At 64.0% G+C, this 22,915-nt stretch carries 20 protein-coding genes and 1 pseudogene; 6 read left to right on the top strand and 15 right to left on the bottom strand.

Features of this window, described 5'->3' with window-relative positions; all coding sequences use genetic code 11:
- Nucleotides 1-435: 435 nt before the first annotated feature.
- The 5 genes from AC1PLU_RS03830 to ubiE all read right to left on the bottom strand — a co-directional run bounded on the left by AC1PLU_RS03830 (nt 436) and on the right by ubiE (nt 6,071).
- The gene (locus AC1PLU_RS03830; protein ID WP_481095152.1) at nt 436-1,059 is read right to left on the bottom strand and encodes an HAD family hydrolase; all 624 of its coding nucleotides are present in this window, start codon (nt 1,057-1,059) and stop codon (nt 436-438) included.
- Between the two features lie 158 nt (nt 1,060-1,217).
- Nucleotides 1,218-1,937: a hypothetical protein gene (locus AC1PLU_RS03825; protein ID WP_481107754.1), complete on the bottom strand. Its 720-nt coding sequence runs from the start codon at nt 1,935-1,937 to the stop codon at nt 1,218-1,220.
- A gap of 253 nt (nt 1,938-2,190) precedes the next feature.
- Nucleotides 2,191-4,140: a M1 family metallopeptidase gene (locus AC1PLU_RS03820; protein ID WP_481107753.1), complete on the bottom strand. Its 1,950-nt coding sequence runs from the start codon at nt 4,138-4,140 to the stop codon at nt 2,191-2,193.
- A gap of 75 nt (nt 4,141-4,215) precedes the next feature.
- Entirely contained in the window at nt 4,216-5,106 is an 891-nt protein-coding gene (locus AC1PLU_RS03815; protein WP_481095149.1) for a GGDEF domain-containing protein, read from the bottom strand.
- A gap of 203 nt (nt 5,107-5,309) precedes the next feature.
- The gene (gene ubiE / locus AC1PLU_RS03810; RefSeq protein WP_006452548.1) at nt 5,310-6,071 is read right to left on the bottom strand and encodes a bifunctional demethylmenaquinone methyltransferase/2-methoxy-6-polyprenyl-1,4-benzoquinol methylase UbiE; all 762 of its coding nucleotides are present in this window, start codon (nt 6,069-6,071) and stop codon (nt 5,310-5,312) included.
- An 88-nt stretch (nt 6,072-6,159) separates the two neighbouring features.
- Between ubiE and AC1PLU_RS03805 the strand changes: the two genes are divergently transcribed.
- Both AC1PLU_RS03805 and AC1PLU_RS03800 read left to right on the top strand, forming a co-directional pair.
- A complete protein-coding gene (locus tag AC1PLU_RS03805) occupies nt 6,160-7,809 on the top strand; it encodes an MFS transporter (RefSeq protein ID WP_481107752.1) in 1,650 nt (549 codons plus the stop codon).
- Nucleotides 7,806-8,894, top strand: coding sequence for an HlyD family secretion protein (locus AC1PLU_RS03800; protein WP_481107751.1), 1,089 nt, complete (start codon nt 7,806-7,808; stop codon nt 8,892-8,894). The genes AC1PLU_RS03805 and AC1PLU_RS03800 overlap by 4 nt, the downstream gene beginning before the upstream one ends.
- 6 nt (nt 8,895-8,900) lie before the next feature.
- Here AC1PLU_RS03800 and AC1PLU_RS03795 read toward each other — a convergent pair.
- A pseudogene (locus tag AC1PLU_RS03795) lies at nt 8,901-9,137 on the bottom strand (hypothetical protein); the annotation flags it as partial.
- Between the two features lie 159 nt (nt 9,138-9,296).
- Between AC1PLU_RS03795 and AC1PLU_RS03790 the strand changes: the two are divergent.
- The 3 genes from AC1PLU_RS03790 to atpC all read left to right on the top strand — a co-directional run bounded on the left by AC1PLU_RS03790 (nt 9,297) and on the right by atpC (nt 10,871).
- A complete protein-coding gene (locus tag AC1PLU_RS03790) occupies nt 9,297-9,803 on the top strand; it encodes a GNAT family N-acetyltransferase (protein ID WP_481107750.1) in 507 nt (168 codons plus the stop codon).
- The gene (locus tag AC1PLU_RS03785; protein WP_006451321.1) at nt 9,800-10,255 is read left to right on the top strand and encodes a nucleoside deaminase; all 456 of its coding nucleotides are present in this window, start codon (nt 9,800-9,802) and stop codon (nt 10,253-10,255) included. The genes AC1PLU_RS03790 and AC1PLU_RS03785 overlap by 4 nt, the downstream gene beginning before the upstream one ends.
- A 169-nt stretch (nt 10,256-10,424) precedes the next feature.
- Nucleotides 10,425-10,871, top strand: a complete 447-nt coding sequence (gene atpC, locus AC1PLU_RS03780) for an ATP synthase F1 subunit epsilon (protein WP_168958670.1) — start codon at nt 10,425-10,427, stop codon at nt 10,869-10,871.
- A 141-nt stretch (nt 10,872-11,012) separates the two neighbouring features.
- Here the strand turns inward: atpC and hslU are convergent, their stop codons facing one another.
- The 8 genes from hslU to AC1PLU_RS03740 all read right to left on the bottom strand — a co-directional run bounded on the left by hslU (nt 11,013) and on the right by AC1PLU_RS03740 (nt 18,661).
- On the bottom strand, nt 11,013-12,380 hold the full coding sequence (gene hslU / locus AC1PLU_RS03775; protein WP_180314336.1) for an ATP-dependent protease ATPase subunit HslU: 1,368 nt from the start codon (nt 12,378-12,380) through the stop codon (nt 11,013-11,015).
- Between the two features lie 107 nt (nt 12,381-12,487).
- Nucleotides 12,488-13,039: an ATP-dependent protease subunit HslV gene (gene hslV, locus AC1PLU_RS03770; protein WP_006451318.1), complete on the bottom strand. Its 552-nt coding sequence runs from the start codon at nt 13,037-13,039 to the stop codon at nt 12,488-12,490.
- A gap of 142 nt (nt 13,040-13,181) precedes the next feature.
- Nucleotides 13,182-14,099, bottom strand: a complete 918-nt coding sequence (gene xerC, locus AC1PLU_RS03765; RefSeq protein ID WP_481107749.1) for a tyrosine recombinase XerC — start codon at nt 14,097-14,099, stop codon at nt 13,182-13,184.
- A 79-nt stretch (nt 14,100-14,178) separates the two neighbouring features.
- Nucleotides 14,179-14,850, bottom strand: coding sequence for a DUF484 family protein (locus AC1PLU_RS03760; RefSeq protein WP_481107748.1), 672 nt, complete (start codon nt 14,848-14,850; stop codon nt 14,179-14,181).
- Complete coding sequence (gene dapF, locus AC1PLU_RS03755) at nt 14,850-15,701, bottom strand: diaminopimelate epimerase (protein ID WP_481107747.1); 852 nt, start codon at nt 15,699-15,701, stop codon at nt 14,850-14,852. The genes AC1PLU_RS03760 and dapF overlap by 1 nt, the downstream gene beginning before the upstream one ends.
- The gene (gene lptM / locus AC1PLU_RS03750) at nt 15,691-15,945 is read right to left on the bottom strand and encodes an LPS translocon maturation chaperone LptM (RefSeq protein WP_104549567.1); all 255 of its coding nucleotides are present in this window, start codon (nt 15,943-15,945) and stop codon (nt 15,691-15,693) included. The genes dapF and lptM overlap by 11 nt, the downstream gene beginning before the upstream one ends.
- A 39-nt stretch (nt 15,946-15,984) precedes the next feature.
- Nucleotides 15,985-16,383, bottom strand: coding sequence for a YbaN family protein (locus tag AC1PLU_RS03745; RefSeq protein ID WP_481107746.1), 399 nt, complete (start codon nt 16,381-16,383; stop codon nt 15,985-15,987).
- Nucleotides 16,384-16,546: 163 nt separating this feature from the next.
- A complete protein-coding gene (locus tag AC1PLU_RS03740; protein ID WP_481107745.1) occupies nt 16,547-18,661 on the bottom strand; it encodes a S9 family peptidase in 2,115 nt (704 codons plus the stop codon).
- Nucleotides 18,662-18,999: 338 nt separating this feature from the next.
- Between AC1PLU_RS03740 and AC1PLU_RS03735 the strand changes: the two genes are divergently transcribed.
- The gene (locus tag AC1PLU_RS03735) at nt 19,000-20,184 is read left to right on the top strand and encodes a pyridoxal phosphate-dependent aminotransferase (RefSeq protein WP_481107744.1); all 1,185 of its coding nucleotides are present in this window, start codon (nt 19,000-19,002) and stop codon (nt 20,182-20,184) included.
- 612 nt (nt 20,185-20,796) lie between these two features.
- On the opposite strand, the gene AC1PLU_RS03730 is transcribed toward AC1PLU_RS03735, so the two are convergent.
- Nucleotides 20,797-22,890 carry a prolyl oligopeptidase family serine peptidase gene (locus AC1PLU_RS03730; protein WP_023905196.1) on the bottom strand — a complete coding sequence of 698 codons (2,094 nt, stop codon included), beginning with the start codon at nt 22,888-22,890 and terminating at the stop codon, nt 20,797-20,799.
- Nucleotides 22,891-22,915: the final 25 nt, after the last annotated feature.

Below are 22,915 nucleotides of genomic sequence, written 5' to 3'. Positions count from 1 at the left end.
AAACGCCATGCCAGTGCGCTGGTGCGATGCACCATGTCGGGGCAGCGGGGCTTTGCTGTGATGGCAGTCGCTTAAGCGAGGTGCACTGTCACGGTTTTGGCACAGTTTGCACCGGGCGTGCTGTTACATCGGTGGTGCAGATGGTTGGATTTTGCCCACGTTCCAACGCACGTTAGGTAAGTCAGACCCCGCTTTTCCTTCAACCACCGACAACAACCGGTGGCGCTTGCGCGCGTACCGGCGTGGGACCTTACGCGGCATGGATGCCGCGTAAGAGCCTACACGGACGTACTTGCGGCGTGTCCCACGCCGGTACGCGTGCAAGCGCCCTCCATGAGCCGAAGCATTCGCACAAGACTGACAGACGTTGCATGTGTGGGTTGGTCTGTGCGCGGCGTCGGAATCCGCGCTTTCCGCCTGCTTGCAGACAGCGCGCTAACCTTTCCACCGCATCAGCAACTGCGTGCAATCCTGCAGACGCCAGTCGGCAAAGCCGGGCCAGGGGTCACCCGGCGTGTTGACCAGCACCGTGCAGGCGCCAACGGCACGACCGCAGGCCAGGTCGTTGTGGTGGTCGCCGACCATCACCAATGCCGCACCATCGACCGACCAGCGTCGTTCGAAATACTGCAGGCCATCGGGCGCGGGTTTGGGCGCGGCCTCATCACGGCCGACGATGGTGTCCCAGGCAAATGCATCGTGCAGGCCGATCGCCTGCAACGTCACCTGCGCCAGTTCGCGTGCGTTGCGGGTAAGCATGCCGAGTTGGCATCCGGCTGCCTGCAATGCACGCACCAATTCCACCGCACCGGGCGCGGCGCGTGCGGTCCGTGCGAGCTCACGCTCGTGCTCGAGTAACCAGGCGTGTTTGGCAGCAGCCTGGTCGGCAGGTAGCGATGCCAGGTGATGCAGGATGTCGGCCTCAGGCGGGATCTCCAACACGCGTCGAATCAATGCGAAATCATGCACGGCTTCGGTCAGCGTGCCATCCATGTCGAACACCCAGTGGCGGTAGTCGGACAACGCGGGAGATGTCTGTGTGAGTGTCATGCAGTCCATACGTACATACGTGCGAAGACGTGAGAGTGGTGAACGCAACACGGCAGGCCATCGTCAGGCGAATTCACACCTTGCGCAATCGCCAGGATAGACACGCGGCACACGCCGATGCAGTGCACCGACCGCGCGTCTATGTGCCGCGCGGTCTGCAGTGGCGTCTACTTCCAGCCCGGCATCTGCGTGTTATCCAGCCCACCCACTTCGAACTCGGCGGTACGCGTGCCGCCGGCTTTCACCGGGAACGCGATGCTGACGCGCTTGGCATTGCGCACCAATTTCCACAGCGCCTTGTCGTCGTCGATGAACATCGCGATCGCTTCGTCGGTGTCGGGGCGATGCGCGGCCATCGGGCGCGCTGCACCGCCGTCGGCCGAGACCTGCACCTTGCAGCCGCTGTAGCAGTTGAAGTCGCCGGCCTTGAGCACCAGATAGCTGTGGCGCTTCCACTGCGGGTGATCGCGGAACACCAGGCTCACCGGCTTCGGGCCGCTGCCGTCCACATCCACGCGGTCCTTGGCATCGATCATCGCCGAGCGCTGCGTGCCGCCCTTGGCCGGGACCTGCGAGTACTGCCATAACCCCTGCATGCGGCGCAATTCGCGCGCCTGCTCGCCCTTGGCCTTGATGTCGGCGTAACCGGGCTCGATGCGCGTGGCCGCAGCGGTGCCGGCGTAGCCTTCCAGCAACGCAGCGCCATGCGCGCGTGCCATATCCCAGTTTTCAGCCTTCACTGCCTCGTCGTATTGCTTGGCGAGCGCATCGGCTTGCTGTTCCTTGGCTTGTGCCTGCGCGGTCTCCTGCGCCTGACGTTGTGCTTCGCGGTCAGTACAGCCACTCAATGCAGCGACGCACAGGGCCGCGCTCAGCAGATACTTCATCGTCGACTCCGGAAGGCGTGAAAAACAGGGGTAACGATAACAGCCCGCACAACACGCGTTGATCAACAGGCAGGCCTGCGTGATGCTGCCGCTGTGATCTGCACCACCGACTCCTTCGTAGGAGCGCACTCGTGCGCGATGGGGCATTCCCGGTGGAGCCCATCGCGCACGAGTGCGCTCCTACAGGGCGATTGCAGGGCACGATGCCGCTAATGGAAGCGGCGGGAGGGCGTCTGCACGCCCTCCCCTGCCATTACGGCTGCTTGGGCGGTGCCGCCTTGGCCTTGGCAATCATCTCGGCCACCGAGGCGGTGGTGATCGGGTGATAGCTGGGCTTGGCCTTTTCGAAGGCCTGTTCGGCGAAGGCGATGCCGTCCGGGGTCTTCAACAGTTCGGCGTAGATCGGCAGCACCAGCTTGCGGCGGCCGACGCGTTCGATGAACTCGCCTGCTGCGGCCTGTGCGTCGGTGTAGCCGCTACGGATCGCCAGCGGGTACCAACGCATCGCGATTTCGCCGTTCGGCGTGCCGGTGAAGTGGTAGGCATCATCCAGTTGCTTGAGCTGTTCCGGCTTCAAGGTCGCGCCCATGCCGCTGAGGAAATGCACCCACTCCTGCGTGCCCCACTCGCCGGTGACCTGCTTGTTGGGCAGCGTGCCGCTACCGCTCCAGGCGATGCGTGCGGTGTCCACGATCGAGAAGCTGCGCGAGCGGGCCTTGGTGGCGAAGGCCGGGATGCCCGGCTGCTTCAACCACGCATCCACTTCAGCCGCGCTCACGGTATTGGGATGCTTGGCCAGCAGGTTCTTGTTGAGGTAATCGACGAACTGGTCGGTGGTGGCGCTCTGAAACGCGTGATCGTCGAACCAGCCGCGCAGGAACGGGTCGAATACTTCGCGCCCGAAACGCTGCTCCAGGAACTGCAGGAACCACGCGCCCTTGACGTAGGCCACCTGGCTCAAGGCTTCGTCGGGGTCGCGTTCGGCCAACGGCGGCAGTGCCAATGCCTGGTCGGCCGGCGCCATGTCCTTTACTTCAGCCAGCAGATCGCCCTGGTCGATCTCGCGCTCCATCTCGGCCATCTCCGCGCCATACAGTGCCTCGGTGATGCGCGCCTGCACGTAGGTGGTGAAGCCTTCGTTGAGCCAGATGTCCTTCCAGCTGGCATTGGTCACCAGATTGCCCGACCAGCTATGCGCCAGTTCGTGCGCGACCAGCGACACCAGCGACTTGTCGCCCACGATCACGGTGGGCGTGGCGAAGGTCAGGCGCGGATTTTCCATGCCGCCGAACGGGAACGACGGCGGCAGCACCAGCATGTCGTAACGGCCCCAGCGATACGGGCCATAGAGTTTTTCGGCGGCACCGATCATCTTTTCGGTGTCTTCGAATTCCTTGGCAGCCTTGTCGGCCATGGCCGGCTCGGCCCACACGCCCGAGCGCGCGGAGATCGGCTTGAACACTACATCGCCTGCGGCAATCGCCAGCAGATAGGACGGAATCGGCTCTGGCATCTTGAAGCTGTAATCGCCATCGCGCGCGGCCTTGGGGTCGTTGTCGGCGCTCATCAGCACCATCACGTCCGGGCGCGAGGTCACATGCGCGCTATAGGTGAAGCGCACGCTCGGGGTGTCCTGCAACGGCACCCAGCTGCGCGCGTGGATCGCCTGCGACTGGCTGAACATGAAAGGCAGCTGCTTGCCTTCGGTCATCGACGGCTCCAGCCACTGCAGGCCCGAGGCGGTCGGTGCGGTGTGATACGTGATCACGATCTTGGACGGCTGAGTCGGCGTCTCGATGGTGAGCTTGCTGCCGAAGGTCTTGTCGGCCGGCGCCAGCGCGAACTGCAGCGGCGCCAGCGTGCCCTTGCCGTCATCGGCCTGCACCTGCGCGATGCTCAGCTCGCGCGTGTCCAGCACCAGCTGTTTGGCGGCCTTGTCCTTCCACTCCAGCGTGTAGGTGGCGGTGCCGCCAATCTGCTTGGCGTCGAAATCCAGCTTCAGGTCCAGCGCCAGATCCTTGATGACCACCAGCTGCGGCTGGGCGTAGGAGCTTTCGTCGTGGTTGCGGGCGTCTGCTTTCACGGGGGCCTTGGCGGTGGCGGCCGGTGCCGCGTTGGTCGCGGCCGGCGGTGTGGACTCATTGGAACAGCCGGCCAGCGCGATGGAGACGGCCAGGGACAGCGACAGGAACGGGAAGCGCATCGACGGCACCGCAGCAAGGGGAATCGGGCATTTTAGCGCTCTGGGCCATTGCCTGCCCGTGCCATCGCTGGCGGCTCAGGTCACCGGATGACTGCGCGGGGTATCGTGCCCGTCGCGCACCAGGCGCCGGCCGCCGGAGAACTTGGCGCGGTACATCGCCGCATCGGCGCGTCGATACAACTCGGTGGCATCCAGACCCTGCTCGCAGACCGCGCTGCCGGCGCTGACATGCAGCGGCGCTTCGTCGGCATCGTCGCGTTCGAGCATCGACAGCCATTGATTGAGTTTGAGCGTGGCCTCGTCTTCGCCGGCATGCACACCGATCAAAAATTCATCGCCGCCCCAACGCCCGATCCAGTCCTGCGCACCGAGCCAGCCGTACGCCGATTCCACCAGCCGCACCAACACGCGGTCGCCGGCCAGATGGCCGAAACGGTCGTTGATCATCTTGAGGTTGTCCATGTCCAGCACGAACAACACGAACGGCCAGCCTTCGCGCTGCGCGGCGGTGACCGAATCCAGCATCGCCTGCTCGCAGCCGCGCCGGTTCAACGCCTCCGTCAGCGAATCGAACAAGGCGTGCTTCTTGAGATCGCGCATGCCGGCATCGATACCGCGCAGGCTACGATTGATGCCGCGCAGCAAACGCCCCAACTCGTCGTCGCCATGTTCGGGCAGCGTGGGCAGGCGTTGATCGGCGTAGTACGCATCCAGCGCGTCGGCAGCGATGCGCAGTGGAGCGAGCAAGCGATACAGTGCAGACAGCGTCAGCGCGGTGCCCGCCAGCGTGGCCAGCAATGCCACGATCACCACCGACCACAGCGGGCGTCCACCCAACTCGCTTTGCGATGCCAGCCAGACGATCAGCAACAGCAGCGGCAGATGGATGCCGACAAACGTCACCGCCAGCAGCTTGGCGCTGAAGGAGCGAGGAAACACGCGCGACAGCCCTGCGTACAAGCGCATGCACGTCTCCAGCGAAAGGTGGCCTAGTGTCGCCGACCATTGGTGGAGCCAACGCGACGGGAGTCTCAAAAGTTTGTCGGCAAACGCAGGCGCGCGAGTCGTGATGGCGCGGCAAGCGAACACAAGCGCAGCGTCCTTGCGCGATATCCGGCGCGCGATGCACGCCGGACCAGACGCTCAGCCAACGCAGCGTGGTATCACGCTCAGATCTTGTAACCGGAGTGGATCGCCACGATGCCGCCGGTCAGATTCTTGAAGTGGCAACGCGCAAATCCGGCCTCGCCCATCATGCCCTTGAGCGATTCCTGCGGCGGATGCTTGCGGATGCTCTCGGCCAGGTACTGGTAGCTATCGGCATCGCGTGCGAACAGCTGGCCCAGCTTGGGCAAAATCTTGAACGAGTGGAAGTCGTAGATCGGCTTGAACCAATCGGCGGTGACTTCGGAAAATTCCAGCACGCGCGCCTGCCCGCCCACCTTCAACACACGGTACATCTCGCGCAGCGCGGCGTCTTTATCGGTGACGTTGCGCAAGCCGAAGGAGATGGTCACCAGATCGAAGCTCTGATCCGGGAACGGCAGCGCCTCGGCATTGCATTGCACGTAGTCGAAGCCAGCCACCAGGCCACGGTTGGTCAGCCGGTCGCGGCCCACCGACAACATGCCGGCGTTGATGTCGCCCAGCACCACCGCGCCCTCATTGCCCACACGCTCCTTGAGCAGCACGGCGATATCGCCGGTGCCGCCGGCCAGATCCAGCACGCGGTCGCCCGGCTTCACCTGCGCGGTCGCCACGAAGTAGCGTTTCCACGCCCGGTGCACGCCCAGACTCATCAGATCGTTCATCAGGTCGTAGTTGCGCGCGACCGAGGTGAAGACTTCGCCGACCAGCTTCTGCTTGTCCTTGGCAGCGACATCGCGAAAGCCGAAATGGGTGGTGCCGGAGGTATAGGGAGATTCGCTCATGGGCGGATTATCGCACTGCTGACACCGCCATGACCGCAACCGGACCACAATCGCCGTCTTCTTCAGCGACTGGCCCAGCGAGCATTCGGTGCGCGACAAGTACGTCCAGCGCGACTGGCAGCCCCATGAGAAGCCCACCCTGCCGGGGTCGGCCTCCACGCCCCTGCACCCCACCCGGCGGCGCATCCAGTACGGGATGGTCGGCGTGGTGGTGGCGCTGACCGGCGGGCTGAGCAATGCGCTGGTCACCGCCAACCTGACCTATCTGCAGGGCACGCTGGGCGCCTACGCCACCGAAATGGCCTGGCTGCCGGCCGCCTACGTGATGACCAACATGTCGGCCAACCTGCTGCTGGTGAAGTTCCGCCAGCAGTTCGGGCTGCGGCGCTTCACCGAGATCTTCCTGGCGCTGTATGCGGTCATCGCCTTCGCGCATCTGTTCGTGCACAGCCTGAGCTCGGCCATTACCGTGCGTGCCGCGCACGGGTTGGTGGGCGCGGCGCTCAGTTCGCTTGGGCTGTATTACGTGATCCAGGCGTTTCCAGCCAAATACCGGCTCAAGGCGGTGGTCACCGGGCTGGGCGTCACGCAACTCGCATTGCCGTTGGCGCGGGTGTTTTCCACCGATCTGCTGGAATTTGGCGAGTGGCAGGGCCTGTATCTGTTCGAATTCGGCCTGGCGGTGTTTGCGCTGGCCTGCGTGCTGGCGCTCAAGCTGCCGCCGAGCGATCGCTATCGCGTGTTCGAGCCGCTGGATTTCCTCACCTTCAGCCTGTTCGCGGCCGGTTCGGCCGGGCTGGCGGCGGTACTGTCGCTGGGGCGGCTGCTGTGGTGGACCAGTACGCCGTGGCTGGGCGTGGTGCTTGCCGCCTCCATCGTGCTGCTGTGCACGGCAGCGTGGATCGAGCACAACCGCCGTAACCCGATGATCAACACGCGCTGGCTGGCCAGCGGCGACATGCTGCGGCTGGGCCTGGCGATTCTGCTGATCCGGCTGGTGCTGTCCGAACAAAGCACTGGCGCGATCGGCTTTTTCCAGACCCTGGGGCTGGCCAACACGCAGTTGCAGACCTTGTTCGCGCTCATGCTGCTGGGCGCGGTGGCCGGCGTGGCCGCCAGTGCGTGGCTGATCAATCCGGCGCGGGTGGCCGAGCATCTGATCATTGCGGTTGCCGCGATCTGCATCGGTTGCTTCATGGATGCCGATGCCACCAGCCTCACCCGCCCCGAGCAAATGTACGTGAGCCAGTTCCTGCTGGCCTTCGGCAGCACCTTCTTCATCGGCCCGGCAATGGTCGCGGGGCTGGGCAGGGTGATTGCACAACCCGGCAATCTGATCAGCTTCGTGGTGCTGTTCGGCATGGCGCAGAACATGGGCGGCCTGCTTGGCAGCGCCCTGCTCGGCACGGTGCAGGTGGTGCGGGAGAAATACCATTCCAGTCAGTTGGTCGAGCACCTGATGTTGAGCGACCCGCAAGTGGCCGCGCGCGTGCAGGCCTATGCAAGCCTGTACGGCCGCAGCATCGGCGACCCTGCCCTGCGCCAGGCCCAAGGGGTGCGTGCATTGGGCAGCGTGGCCACGCGCGAAGCCAATGTGCTCGCCTATAACGACGTGTTTCTGTTGATCGGCTGCATTGCCATCGCTACCGGGCTATGGATCCTGTCCGTGCTGGTGTGGCGGCGTTATGTGCGCCCACCCGTGTCGTCCCTCTCTCCTGTTTCCACTGCGCGCCCATGAATACACCTGCAGATTCAACTTCTCTCGCCGATCAGCAACGTCGCAGACGTCGCCGCATCGCTGGCGCACTCGGCTTCGGCGGGCTTGCGCTCATTGGCGTGTTGCTGGTGCTGTATGCATGGCGCCTGCCGCCGTTCGTCAGTGCCATCGAGCGTACCGAAAACGCGATGGTGCACGGGCAGATCACCGTGATCGCGCCACAGGTCAGCGGCTATGTCACGCAGGTGCCGGTGCAGGACTTTGCGCACGTCAAACACGGCCAGTTACTGGCAAAGATCGACGACCGCATCTATGCCCAGCAACTCGAGCAGGCCAGGGCGCAGGTGCAGACCGCGCAAGCCAACCTGTCCAACTGGGACCAGCAGCGGCATAGCGCCGATGCCACCATCGCCGAACAACGCGCGGCACTGAGCAGCAATCAGGCGCAGCGCGATCGCACCCGCTCGGCGTACGCACGCACGCAGCAACTGGCCAGCCAGCAATTGGTCTCCGAGCAGGATCGCGACACCGCCTTCGCCGCACGCGCACAGGCCGATGCCGGCGTGGCGCAGGCACGCGCCGCGGTGCAGGCGGCCGAAGAAAATGCACGCAGCGTCACCGTCAATCGCGCGGCGCTGCAAGCGGCGGTTGCCAACGCGCAAGCGGCCGTGCAGCTGGCGCAGATCAATCTGGACAACACGCGCATCGTTGCCCCGCGCGATGGCCAACTCGGCCAGCTCGGCGTGCGCCAGGGCGCCTACGTCACCAATGGCACGCAGCTGATGTCGCTGGTGCCGGACACGCTGTGGATCGTGGCCAATTTCAAGGAAACCCAGATGGCGAAGATCCGCATCGGCCAGCGCGCCAGCTTCACGGTGGATGCGCTCAACAATGCACGTCTGCACGGGCGCGTACAGGAAATTTCCCCGGCCGCCGGCTCGGAATTCAGCGTATTGCCGGCCGACAACGCCACCGGCAACTTCGTCAAGATCGCCCAGCGCATTCCGCTGCGCATCAGCGTCGATCCCGGCCAGCCGCTGGCAGCGCGCCTGCGCGCGGGCATGTCGGTGGTGGTGGCAATCGACACCGGCAGCGCAGTCGACTAAGAGCGGCTAACAAAACCTAGCGAGCGAGGGCCGGTCAGTGAGTGCGGGGTCGAATGCGCGGTGCCCTCGCCGCTCGCGGGACACGCCGTAAACCCGTCCGGGGGGGCTCGATGGCGGCATCCATGCCGCCAACGGTCCCGCAATCGGCGAGGACACCGCACCAGAGAGTGAGTCGGTTGCATTATTGAAACCATGCACACCGACCATCTTGACTGGTCCTTGCCCGCTCACCGTCGCGGGACCTTAAGCGGCATGGATGCCGCGCAAGAGCTTACAAGGACGTACTTGCAGCGTGTCCCGCGATGGTGGGCGGGCAAGGGCCCTGCAGACAGGCAGCAGATCAGCTGGCGTGAAGTAGTTTTGCTAGCCACTCTAAGCCAACGCAGCCGCTATCATGCGGTGATGTCTTCTTGGTCCTCCCATTCGCTCTCGCTGCGCTGGCAATGCCTGCGCTTCGAGCAACTGAGCACCACGCAGCTGTATGCGCTGCTGCGGCTGCGCTCGGATGTGTTTGTGGTGGAGCAGCAGTGCGCGTATCCGGAGCTGGACGGCAAGGACGTGTTGCCGGGCGTGCTGCATCTGCTCGGCAGCACTGACGACGCTGCGTTGGCCGCGTATCTGCGCGTGTTGCCGCCCGGCGTGAGTTATCCCGAACCCAGTATCGGCCGGGTGGTCATTGCCGCCGCACAGCGTGGTCACGGCTTTGCGCATGCGCTGCTACGCGAAGGCTTGCGCGTGGTGCAGCAACACTGGCACGCCAGCGCCGTGCAACTGGGTGCGCAATCGCACCTGCAAGCGTTCTACGCCGCACACGGTTTTACGCCATCTTCCGCCGTGTATCTGGAAGACGGCATTCCCCACATCGACATGCTGCGTCGCGCCGACGCCGCCACCCAGGAGCCTGCATGATCACCACCCCCGACTACCGCGCCCTGCTCGACACCGCCATCGCCGAAGCCCGCCAAGGCCTGGCCGAAGGCGGCATCCCGATCGGCGCTGCGCTGTATCACAACGACGGGCGTCTGCTCGGTTGCGGTCACAACCGCCGCGTGCAGGAAAACGACCCGTCCGTGCACGGCGAGACCGATGCCTTCCGCAAGGCCGGCCGCCAGCGCCGCTACAAGGACACCATCATGGTCACCACGCTGGCGCCGTGCTGGTACTGCAGCGGGCTGGTACGCCAGTTCAATATCGGCACGGTGGTGGTTGGCGAGTCGGTCACGTTCCAGGGCGGTGTGTCCTGGCTGCGCGAGCACGGCGTCAACGTCATCGACCTGCAAAGCCAGGAATGCATCGACCTGCTGGGCGGCTATATTTCCGCCAACCCCGACGTGTGGAACGAAGACATCGGCGAGGACTGATGCCAGCTGAGCAGACTGGACAGCGCTTGCCCGCACGCGCAAGCGCAGCGCACGCCGCGTTGCACGTGCCATCCACGCGCAACGCTAGGCACGCTCATCCGAGTTGATATCAATCAAGGTCTTTTGACACGCCGGGCGCTAAGCTCGCGTTTTACCCGATGGATCATTGATGGCAGCGGCCAACGAACAGGTGTCCAACACGTCCACTGCACATTCCCTGCAGCTAGACATCGTCAGCCTGAGCGGTGCGTTGTGGAGCGGCGAAGTGCGCGAGGTCAGCCTTCCCGGAAGCGAGGGCCGCTTCGGCGTGATGGCACGGCACACGCCGCTGCTGACCATCCTGGCCGAAGGCATGCTGCATATCCACCCGGTCAGCGGCGAGCCGTTGCAGATCTATGTCTGCGGTGGCTACGTGGAAGTACAGCCGGACAAGGTGTTCGTGCTCGCTGATCTGGCCGCACGCAGCGAAGATCTGGACCAGGCACGCGCGGAAGCGGCGCGGGCTGCAGTCACCTCGCCACTGGCCACCAGTCTGACCGACACCGCCTACGCGCAGGTGCACATGGAGTTACTGCATCGCTACAGCGCCAATCTGCGCCATGCTGCTTCTCGCTAACGATGGCACGCAGTCGCCGCGCCGCCTTGTGCATGCGCGCTGCAACCAGGCATGTCACGCGCTGCTGATTTCGATGCGCGATGCACGCAACGCAAAGGCCCGCCGAATCGGCGGGCCTTTGCGTTGCAACACCCTGCATCCCTAAAGGATGTAGCGGCTCAGATCCGGATCCTGCACCAGCTCACCCAACTGCGCATCGACATACGCCGCGTCCACGCTGACGCTCTGTCCATCGCGATCCGGAGCTTCGTAGCTGAGCGTGTCCAGCAAGCGCTCCAGCACCGTGTGCAGACGACGCGCACCGATATTTTCCTGGCGCTCGTTGACCTGCGCGGCGATCTCGGCCAACCGGTCCACCGCATCGGCACCGAAGGTCAAATTGACGCCCTCGGTTTGCAACAAGGCTTCGTACTGCTTGATCAACGCGGCCTTGGGCTCGGTAAGGATGCGCACGAAATCGGCCTTGGTCAGCGCGGTCAATTCCACCCGAATCGGGAAACGGCCCTGCAATTCGGGAATCAGATCGCTGGGCTTGGCCAGATGGAACGCGCCGGATGCGATGAAGAGGATATGGTCGGTCTTGACCGTGCCGTACTTGGTCGACACGTTGGAGCCTTCCACCAGCGGCAGCAGATCGCGTTGCACACCTTCGCGACTGACATCGCCACCGGTCGAACCGGCTTCGCCACGCTTGGCGACCTTGTCGATCTCATCGATGAACACGATGCCGTGCTGCTCGCAGGCTTCGATCGCCGCTGCACGCACGTCGTCTTCGTTGACCAGCTTGCCGGCCTCTTCTTCGATCAGCAGCGGGCGCGCGGCCTTGATGGTGAGTTTGCGCTTCTGCGACTTGCCGCTGCCCAGATTGGAAAACATCTGCCGCAGCTGCTGGCCCATTTCTTCCATGCCAGGCGGGGTCATGATGTCCATGCTGGCGTTGACCGCAACTTCCAGTTCGATCTCGCGCTCGTCCAGCTCGCCATTGCGCAGCATGCGGCGAAACTTGATGCGGGTGTCGTTGTCCTGCGACGACGGCTCGTTACGCGCAGCCTCCGGGTCGAAACCAATCCCGGCGGCACGTCGCGGCAGCAACGCATCCAGGATGCGGTCTTCGGCACGTTCTTCGGCCTGGTTGCGCACGCGCACCTTGGCCTGTTCGCGATACAGCTTGACCGAGGTGTCGGCCAGATCGCGAATGATCTGTTCCACGTCCTTGCCGACGTAACCCACTTCGGTAAAGCGCGTGGCTTCCACCTTGACGAACGGCGCATTGGCCAAGGTCGCCAGACGTCGCGCGATCTCGGTCTTGCCGACGCCGGTCGGGCCGATCATCAGGATGTTCTTGGGCATCACTTCATTGCGCAGTTCTTCGGGCAACTGCATCCGGCGCCAGCGGTTGCGCAGCGCAATGGCGACCGCACGCTTGGCATCGTGCTGGCCGACGATATGACGGTCGAGCTCCTGCACGATTTCGCGCGGAGTCATGGTTGAGGTATCGGGATTTGGCATTGGGGATTGGGGATTGGGGATTCGTAAAAGTGGAGTAGGAACGATCGATGCGTGTCCGGGCGCAGGGAAAGGAGTGCTTTTGCGAATCCCCAATCCCAAATCCCGAATCACAGCTCTTCGACCACCACATTGCGATTGGTATAGATACAGATATCGCCAGCGATGTGGATCGCTTCGGTGGCGATGGTCTTGGCATCCAGTTCGGTGTGCGCCAGCAGCGCGCGGGCGGCCGACAAGGCGTACGAGCCGCCCGAGCCGATGGCGATGATGCCGTCTTCCGGTTCGATCACATCGCCGGTGCCGCTGATGATCAGCGAGGTCTCTTTATCGGCGACCGCAAGCAGGGCTTCGAGCTTGCCAAGGCGGCGCTCGGTGCGCCAATCCTTGGCCAATTCCACCGCTGCGCGAGTCAGCTGGCCATGCTTGTCGAGCTTGGCTTCGAACAACTCGAACAAGGTGAACGCATCGGCGGCAGCGCCGGCAAAACCGGCCAGCACCTGACCCTCGCGGCCAAGCCGGCGCACCTTGCGCGCATTGCCCTTCATGACGGTATGGCCAAGCGTGACCTGGCCATCGCCGGCAACGGCGACATGCCCACCACGCCGAACCGAAATGATGGTGGTGGCGTGAACGATGTTGGGATTCTGGCTGGGGTCCATGGGTCCTCCGGGGGTTTCCAATGAGGTGGGGACGCCCCTGCCGGGTTCAAGCATGCTGCGGGCGGCTGATGCAGCGCGCTCAGACGGCAGGAGCGCGAGCGCACTGCTTGGACATGTCAGTGTGCGCGCGCTTCGCCCGCACTCACTCATCAGCTTTCTTGCGCTTGGCACGCGGATGCGCGGCGTCGTAGACCTTGGCCAGATGCTGGAAATCCAGATGCGTGTAGATCTGCGTGGTGGCGATATCCGAGTGGCCGAGCAACTCCTGCACGCCGCGCAGATCGCCGGACGATTCAAGAATGTGGCTGGCAAAACTGTGCCGCAGCATATGCGGATGCACGTCCTTGAACATGCCCTGGCGCACCGCCAGTTGCTTGATGCGGATCTGTACCGCACGCTGCGAAATCGCACCGCCCGCACGGCCGGGGAACACATGCGTTTCGGCACGCCCGCCGCTATCGCGCAGCCACGCGCGCAGTGCGGTGATCGCATGCGAACCTACCGGCACCAGGCGCTGCTTTTCGCCCTTGCCCAGCACCATCACCAGGCCGCTCTCCAGATCCAGATCGCGCCAGCGCAGCGCGCATAGCTCACTCAAGCGCAGCCCGGACGAATAGAACAGCTCCAGCAAGGCGCGGTCGCGCAAGCCCAGCGGCGCATCGGTCGGCACTTCGACCAGGCGCACCGCTTCATCGGCATCCAATACCTGCGGCAATTTGCGCGGCGCTTTGGGCGCACGCATCGCTGCTGCCGGGCTGGCCGCAATGCGGCCATGCTTGAGCAGCCAGGCGTAATAGCTACGGCATGCCGAGAGCCGGCGCTGCAGGCTCTTGGGCGACAGACCGCGTCGATGCTCGGCAGCGACGAACTGACGCAACTGCGCGCTGGTGAGTTGCGCGCTGTCCAGCAGCGCAGCATCCAATGGCGCGCCATCTTCACTCTTTTGCTCGGCCGCCCAGCTCACCAACGCAACCAGATCGCGCCGATAGGCATCCAGCGTGTGCGCAGACACCTGCCGTTCGACCTGAAGATATGAAAGAAAGTCTTCGACCGAAGACATCTTTAAATTCCTCGCTGCCGCGCCATCGGAACAACCATCCACCGCAGGTCGCTCGCATCGGCGCGCCCTGCGGTGCGCATCATGCGTCGAAGCGTTGCAGTGCGACGCTCAACGATTCGCCCATCATGCGCAGAAACAGCGTTCCCATGCCGGGATAGAAGCGATTGGCATCGCTGCTGCCGACCGCGATCAGGCCGATACCGGGCAGCGGCAGCAGCGCGGTCGATTGCACCTCGGCGGCCTGTCCGGCATACAGCAGTGCATGTTTTTCGGTCTGCAGGCGGCCGCAGATCGGCTCGCCGTCGCTCAGACAATCGCGGAACGGCGCCAAGCGCGCGTCATCGGCGGCGATGACCTGCAGCCAGTCGGCGTCCAGTCCGGCGACCGGCGTCAGCAACACCAGCCGCACCAGTTCGCCATTGAAATCTTCTGCCAGCGAGGCCGCCATCGCCTTGAGCGTATCGGCCGCGCTGGTCTGACGCATCAGCGCCAGGGTCAGTTGATGCGTGCGCACCGCCAGGCGTTCGTTGTCCTGAGCATTGTGGCCAAGTTCGTGCAACCGCCGCGACAGTTCGCGATTCTTGTCGCGCAACACTTCCAGCTGATAGGTGGACAGCGATGCGGTCGGGCCGTCGTCGCGTGGCACCAGCAAACTCACCGCCAGATCCGGGAACTGTTTGAGGAAGGTCGGGTGGCGTCGCAACCACGTGGCCACTTCGTGCGCGCTGAATTTATCCACGCTCTCGCTCATCAGTTCCACTCTCCATCGAAAACGAACACGGCCGGGCCGGACATCACCACTTGTTCCTGATCGCCAGCCCAGCGGATACGCAGCTCGCCACCGGGCAAGGACACGCGCACATCGCGTTCCACACGGCCGCGCTGCATCAGCACCACCGCCGCCGCGCACGCGCCACTGCCGCAGGCCAGAGTTTCGCCGACGCCGCGCTCGAACACGCGCAGGCGCACATGCGTCGGCTCGACAACCTGCACAAAGCCAACGTTGACCGAATCGGGAAACGCGGCGTTCTGCTGCAACAGCGCTCCCACACGCTCCACCGGCGCCGCATCCACGCGACCCACCTCGACCACCGCATGCGGGTTGCCCATCGACACTGCGCCAAAGCGCACGGTCTCGCCGTGCACCGGCAACGCGTATTCCTCGCGCGCGCGCGCAAAGCCAGCCAACGGGATCTGTGTGGGCTCGAAGTGCGGCACGCCCATCGCCACCGCATAGGTGCCGGCGTCCAGATGCTGCACGCGATGCGCGGTGAACGGGCTGTCGATGACGAAATCATCGCCCTGCGCCGTGCCATCGCGCACCAACCAAGCCGCGACACAGCGCGCGCCGTTACCGCATTGGCGCGCAGCCGAGCCGTCGGAATTCCAGATGCCGTAGGCGGCCACCGCCTCGCTACTGCGTGGCGCTTCGATGGTCAGGATCTGGTCGCAGCCCACGCCGAAGTGGCGGTCGGCCAGACGTGCGGCCAGCGCGGCATCCGGCGGTGGCGTGCCGTCGCGCAGGTCCAGCACCACGAAATCGTTGCCGGCGCCATGCATTTTGGTGAAACGCAGACGCTCGCTGCGACCGTCAGCGCTCATTGCCGCGGCTAGCGGGCTGGTCGGTGGTGGGCGCGGGCTGGGTGTCGGTGTTCACCGGCGCAGGCGCCGGCGTCGACTCGTCCAGCGGTTGCGGCGCATCCGGCGGTTGCGGCACGGGCTGAGCTTCCACCGGCACCGGCTTCTGCGGCATCACCAGCGGGCCCTTGTTACCGCAAGCGGCAAGCAGGACAAAGGTCGCACCAACCAGTGCGAGGCGAACGGATGGTCGGGACAGAATACTCATGCACCGAAGTATAGCCAGAACACCCTGACTGCCGTGCGCTCAGAGCGCGGTGGGCAGCACGCGCGGTGGCGGCTCGGGGCGCAGCCACAGCCAGATCGCCACCACCGCCATGCTGCCGATCGACAGGCATTTGACCCAGAACACCGGCACGCACCACAGCATGATGCCGGCGCAGACGGTCATGGTGAGCGTGGCCATCCATTTGGCCTTGCGGCTGACCGCGCGATAGGTCTGCCATTCGACAATGGCCGGGCCGAAGCGCGGATGCGAGAGCAGCCAGTTGTGCAGACGCTCGGAGCCATGCGAGGCGGCCCAGGCGGAAATAAGAATGAAGACGGTGGTCGGCAACCCGGGCACGAAGATACCGACGATGCCGGTGGCCAGGCTGGCGTAGGCCAGCAACCACCAGGCCCAGCGGAATCGAGTCGGTCGCGTCATGGGTAAATGATACGACCAGTGGGGGGGTGAGGTGGTCAGCGCCCCCCTTCTCCCACCGGGAGAAGGTGCCCGAAGGGCGGATGAGGGTACGTCTGCACGCAGGAACTGGAGAGCCCTGCTCTTACCAATCCCAAATCCCGATTCCCAAATCCCCGCCCCTCACCTACTTGACCCCAAGCTGGTCCAACACAAACGCATACGATTCAGCCGCCTCGCGGTAGCGACGGAAGCGGCCGGACTTGCCGCCGTGGCCGGCTTCCATGTTGGTGCGGAACACGATCGGCTGGGTGCCGGTGTTGTCGTCGCGCAGTTTGGCGACCCATTTGGCCGGCTCCCAATACTGCACCTGCGAATCCCACAGACCGGTGCCGACGAACAACGCCGGGTAGGCCTGTTTGCGCACGTTGTCGTACGGCGAGTACGACAGCATGTAGTCGTAATAGGCCTTGTTTTCCGGGTTGCCCCACTCGTCATATTCGTTGGTGGTGAGCGGAATACTGGCGTCGAGCATGGTGGTGACCACATCGACAAACGGCACCTGCGCGACCATCACGCGGTAGTCCTGCGGGGCCATGTTGGCCACCGCGCCCATCAGCAGGCCACCGGCGCTGCCACCGGATGCGGCGACGCGATCCTTGGCTGCATAGCCCTGCGCAACCAGCCCACGCGTGACATCGACGAAGTCGGTAAAGGTGTTCTTTTTGTGCAGCAACTTGCCGTCGTCGTACCACTGCCGGCCCATCTCCTGCCCGCCGCGGATATGCGCGATGGCATACACCACGCCACGGTCCACTAGGCTGATCGCCGGCAGATTGAACGCCGGGTCCATCGACATGCCGTAGCTGCCATAGGCGTACTGGAACAGCGCGGCAGTGCCGTCCTTCTTGAAGCCCTGCTTGTAGACCAGCGACACCGGCACCTTGACGCCGTCGCGCGCGGTGACCCACACGCGCTCGGTGACGTACTTGCTGGGGTCGTAGCCGATCACCGGCTGCTGCTTGAGCAACTTGCGCTCGCCGGTCTGCGTATTGAGCTCGTACGTCGTTGCCGGTGTGGTCAGCGAGGTATAGCTGTAACGCAGCCAGGCCGTGTCCGGCTCGGAATTGATCGCCAGGCCCATGGAATACGCCGGCTCATCTGCCTTGACGTACTCATGGCTGCCATCGCGCTTGAGCAGGCGTACGCGTTCCAGCCCACCGGAGCGCTCTTCGATCGCCGTAAAGCCATCGAACAGCTCGAAGTTTTCGATGTAGACGTTGTCGTCGTGCGCCACCCAATCGGTCCACTGCTTGCGCGTGGTCGCATCGGTGGGCGCAGTCACCAGCTTGAAGTTCTTGGCGCCATCGGCATTGGTGCGGATCACCCAGCGGCCGTCGAAATGCTCGGGGTGATATTCGACATCGCGCTCGCGCTTGGCCAGCACGGTGAAGCGCTCGGGCTTGTCGGCCGGTGCGTAGCGCGATTCGGACGACACCGTGCTTTCCACGCCGATGACGATGTACTTGTCGTCGCGGGTACGGCTGATGCCCATGTAGAAGCTGTCGTCCTTCTCCTCATAGACCAGCACGTCGCTCTTGGAGGGCGTGCCCAGCACGTGCTTCTTCACCCGCACGGTGAGCAGCGTTTCCGGGTCGTTTTCGATATAGAACAGGGTCTTGTTGTCGTCGGCCCAGACCACGTTCGCGGCGACACCTTCCACGGTGTCCGGGTAGATCTCGCCGGTGTCCAGATTCTTGAAACGGATCGTGTACTGGCGGCGGCCCACGGCATCATCGGCCCAGGCCAGGATGCGATTGTCCTGGCTGACTTCCGCATCGCCGACACTGAAATAGCCCTTGCCTGCGGCCATCTGATTGACGTCCAGCAGGATCTCTTCCGGCGCCTCCATGCTGCCCTTGCGGCGCGCCTGGATCGGGTAATCCTTGCCGGCTTCGAAACGGGTGTAATACCAGTAGCCACGTGCGCGATACGGCACGCTGGCGTCGTCCTGCTTGATGCGCCCGACGATCTCGGTATACAGCGTGTCTTCCAGCGGCTTCAGCGGCGCCATCACCGTGTCGGTGTAGGCGTTCTCGGCGTTGAGGTAGGCCAGCATCGCCTTGTCTTCGCGCTTGTCGTCGCGCAACCAGTAGTAATCGTCGTTGCGGGTGGCTCCGAACGGGGCCTTGACCACATGCGGGTGCTTGGCCACGTCCGGCGGCGACGGGAGAGCTGCGAAGGCGGAAGGAACAGAGGTGGTCATCAGGCTGGCGATCAGAAGAGTCAGGACAGGCTTCATCAGATTGGGGTCCGTTGGATGAACGCAATGCCATCCCAGCGCCCGAGTGTAGAAGAGACCGGCGCGCAGCGTCATGTGCCAGGAGTCTGGTGCCGCGCGCGATAGCGAAGTTGCGACGTCCGGGATCAGGATGATCGTGTGTGGCCTGCGGCAAGTCGGGCAGCGACCGCTAGAACCCGATGGCCATGCGTGTCTGCGCGTAAGGACTACGTTCGCATTCGGCGGGCACGCACTTGGTCCCGATGGTTATCCATATGGTGGCGCACACGCCCGGACGCGCGGTGATCTTTGCCGCGCGGTAACAAAACCTGTGCAATGACTGGTCTACCATCCTGCCGATGGATACCACGCCTCCGCACTCCTCCGGTTATAGCCGTCGCAGTCAGGACATCGCGCCGTTCCATGTGATGTCGCTGCTGGCGCGCGCCAACGCGCTCGAACAGGCCGGCCACGATGTGATCCACCTGGAAATCGGCGAACCGGATTTCACCACCGCCGCACCGATCGTTGCCGCCGGACAGGCCGCATTGGCCGCCGGGCACACCCGCTACACCGCCGCACGCGGCCTTCCTGCACTGCGCGCAGCCATCGCTGGGTTTTATGCGCAGCGCTATGGCTGCGACATCGATCCGGAACGCATCCTGGTCACACCCGGCGGTTCCGGCGCCTTGCTGCTGGCCAGCAGCCTGTTGGTCGACCCGAACAAGCACTGGCTGCTCGCCGACCCCGGCTATCCGTGCAACCGTCACTTTCTGCGCCTGGTCGAAGGCGCCGCACAACTGGTGCCGGTCGGCGCGGACACCGATTACCAACTGACGCCCGGCCTGGTGGACGCCTGCTGGAATGCCGACAGCGTCGGCGCCCTGGTCGCCTCGCCGGCGAACCCCACCGGCAGCGTGCTGTCGCGCGAGCAACTGGCGGCGTTGTCGCAGGCGTTGCATGCGCGCGGCGGCCACCTGGTGGTGGACGAGATCTATCACGGCCTGACCTATGGCATGAATGCGCACAGCGTGCTGGAAGTAGACGACGGCGCCTACGTGTTGAACAGTTTCTCCAAGTATTTCGGCATGACCGGCTGGCGCCTGGGCTGGCTGATCGCCCCACCCAGGGCAGTGCCCGAGCTGGAGAAACTCGCGCAGAATCTCTACATCAGCGCCTCCACCATCGCCCAACACGCCGCGCTGGCCTGTTTTACGCCAGAAAGCATCGCTATCTTCGAAGCCCGCCGGGCCGAGTTTCAGCAACGTCGCGATTATTTACTGCCTGCCTTGCGCACATTGGGTTTCAAGATCGACGTCGAGCCACAAGGCGCGTTTTATCTGTACGCCGATATCAGCGCATTCTCCGGCGATGCCCAGGCCTTCTGCGCCCACTTCCTGGAAACCGAACATGTCGCCTTCACCCCCGGCATCGACTTCGGCTTTCATCGCGCCAATCAACACGTGCGTATTGCGTATACCCAGAGCCTGCCGCGCCTTGAGCAGGCGGTAGAGCGGATTGCGCGTGGGTTGAGACATCTCTGATTGCGCGACGCGTGATTTGCACGGTCAATCTCTGCAGCTGCATTTAGCCGCAGCAGCGCGCTCATTGCAGTCGATATAGACAGCCATAGCTGCTGTTTTTCTGCCTCTGAGATTTTTTCTTGTTCTTTTGCTTTTGCGCTTTTGCTTTCTGGCTGCTGGCTCGTGCCTCCCCTCGCCCTAGAGCGAGCCGAGCACCGCAGCCACGCGTGGCCGAAGAGGCGCCCTGTCTGAGCGTAGCGAGTTTGGGCGCCGTGCCGCGTGTGGCGAGGAGCGCAGGGCACCGGTGCGGCTCCATCGCACCGGATCGCGTCGGGCGACATGGTTTTGGTTACTTTTGCCGAAACAAAAGTAACCCGCGCCGCAAGGCGCGGAAGCCTTGCCTTGGCCTTGGCTTTGCCTCAAGCCTCTGCTCGAGACTCTACTTCCGCAGTTGCTTCATTGAGCAAGCATCAACTATCGCGTGCAAACCGTACCCTCATCCGCCCTTCGGGCACCTTCTCCCGCAGGGAGAAGGAAGCATAAAAAAGCCCTGAGCCAATCGACCCAGGGCTTTCTTCAGAGCAGGACACAACGAAAGCAACTCGACTTACAGAACCACTTCCGGCCGGCGCCTCAATCGGCCAAGCGCTCCCATAAGAAGCTGTAGGCCAGCGCCGCCATATGCGCCGCCTGCGCATTGTTGGCCGCGCCGCCGTGGCCGCCCTCGATGTTCTCGTAGTAGGTCACGTCCTTGCCGGCCTCGATCATCTTGGCTGCCATCTTGCGCGCGTGGCCCGGATGCACCCGGTCATCGCGCGTGGAAGTCAGGAAGATCACCGGCGGATAGGTCTTCTTCGGGTCGAACAGGTGATACGGCGAGAAGGTCTGGATGAACTTCCAGTCGTCGGTATCCGGGTTGCCGTATTCGGCCATCCACGACGCGCCGGCCAGCAGATGGCTATAGCGCTTCATGTCCAGCAATGGCACCTGCACCACTACCGCACCGAACAGCTCCGGATACTGGGTGAGCATGTTGCCGGTCATCAGGCCGCCGTTGCTGCCGCCCTGCACGCCCAGATGCTTGGTCGAGGTGATCTTGCGCGTGACCAGGTCCTTGGCCACCGCAGCCATGTCTTCGTAGGCCTTGTGGCGGTTCTGCTTGAGCGCGGCCTGGTGCCAGCGCGGGCCGTATTCGCCACCGCCGCGGATGTTGGCCACCACGTAGACGCCGCCCTTTTCCAGCCAGGCGCGGCCCATTGAGCCGGAATAATTCGGCGTCATCGAGATTTCGAAACCGCCGTAGCCGTACAGCAGCGTCGGTGCACTGCCGTCGAGCTTCAGATCCTTGGGACGCACCAGGAAATACGGTACGCGGGTGCCGTCCTTGCTGGTAGCAAAGTGCTGTTCGATGCTGTCCTTGCCGGCATCGAAGAACGCCGGCATGGTCTTGAGCGGTTGCGGCGCGCTGCCCACCTCCACCCACGACAAGGTGGTCGGGGTCAGATAGTCGGTGACGGTCAGCCACAGCGCGTCGCTGTCGTCGCTGTCCACCGCGCTGACATCCACGGTACCGAACGCCGGCGCACCGACGAAGGCACTCTTCTTCCAGCCATCCTGCGAGGGAGTGACCACGCTCAGGCGATTCTTGACGTCTTCCAGCACGTTCAACACCAGGTGCGACTTGGTCCAGGCGATGCCGGCCAGCGAGGTGGTGTCGGTGGGCTCGAACAGCACATCGAAATTGCGCTTGCCGGCCATGAAGTCGTCAAACCGCGTGACCAGCAACGAGCCAGCCTTGTAGGTCTTGCCGCCCACCGTCCACGGATCGCGCAGTTCCAGCGTCAGCCATTCGCGCTTGACCGCCTTACTGGCCGAGTTGGGCGCATCCACCTTGACCAGCTTGCCGTCGGCACCCTTGAAATACAGCTCTTCGTTGTAGAAGGCCAGCGTGCGGCTGACGAAATCGCGCTCGAATCCGGGCGTGTCGTCGTGCATCGCGGCGATATACATATCGGTCGGCTTGCCTTCGTACACCACCGTGGCTGCGCTCAGCGGGGTGCCGCGCTTCCACTGCTTGGCGATGCGCGGGTAGCCGGAGCTGGTCAGCGCGCCGGGGCCGAAATCGGTGTAGACGTAGACGGTGTCTTTATCGACCCAGCCCAGACCGCCCTTGGCCTCCGGACGGAAGAAGCCGTCCTTGACCCACTGCTTGCCAGCCAGATCGAACTCGCGCGTGACATCGGCATCGGCGCCGCCGCGCGACAGCGCGATCAGGCAACGCTGGTAATCCGGGCGCAGGCAGTCGGCGCCGTGCCAGACCCAGTTCTCGCCTTCGGCCTTGTTGAGCGCATCCAGATCCAGCACGGTTTCCCACTTGGGCGCCGGCTTGCGGTATTCGTCCAGCGTGGTGCGCCGCCACAGCCCGCGCTCGTGCTGTTTGTCCTTCCAGAAGTTGTAGTAGTACGGGCCGATCTTCTGGACGCCGGGAATCTTGGCATCCGAATCCAGCACTTCGCGGATGCTGGTTTCCATCTGCGTGAACGCGGGCGTGGCAGCCAGCCGCGCTTCGGTCTTGGCGTTTTGCGCCTTCACCCACTCCAGCGGTTTGGCGCCGGTGACATCTTCCAGCCAGGCGTAGGGATCGTTGGACACGGCGGTTTCCTCTGCAGAGACGGCGCCAGCGGTGATCAGGCCGGCAACCAGGCAGATCGAGGCGAATTTGGACATGAATTTTCCGGGAGAACGAGCGGAC

It is taken from the genome of Xanthomonas sp. NCPPB 2933, assembly GCF_056725225.1.
Note: the sequence above shows the minus strand (reverse complement) of the source record. Positions and strands in the feature narration are given on the sequence as shown.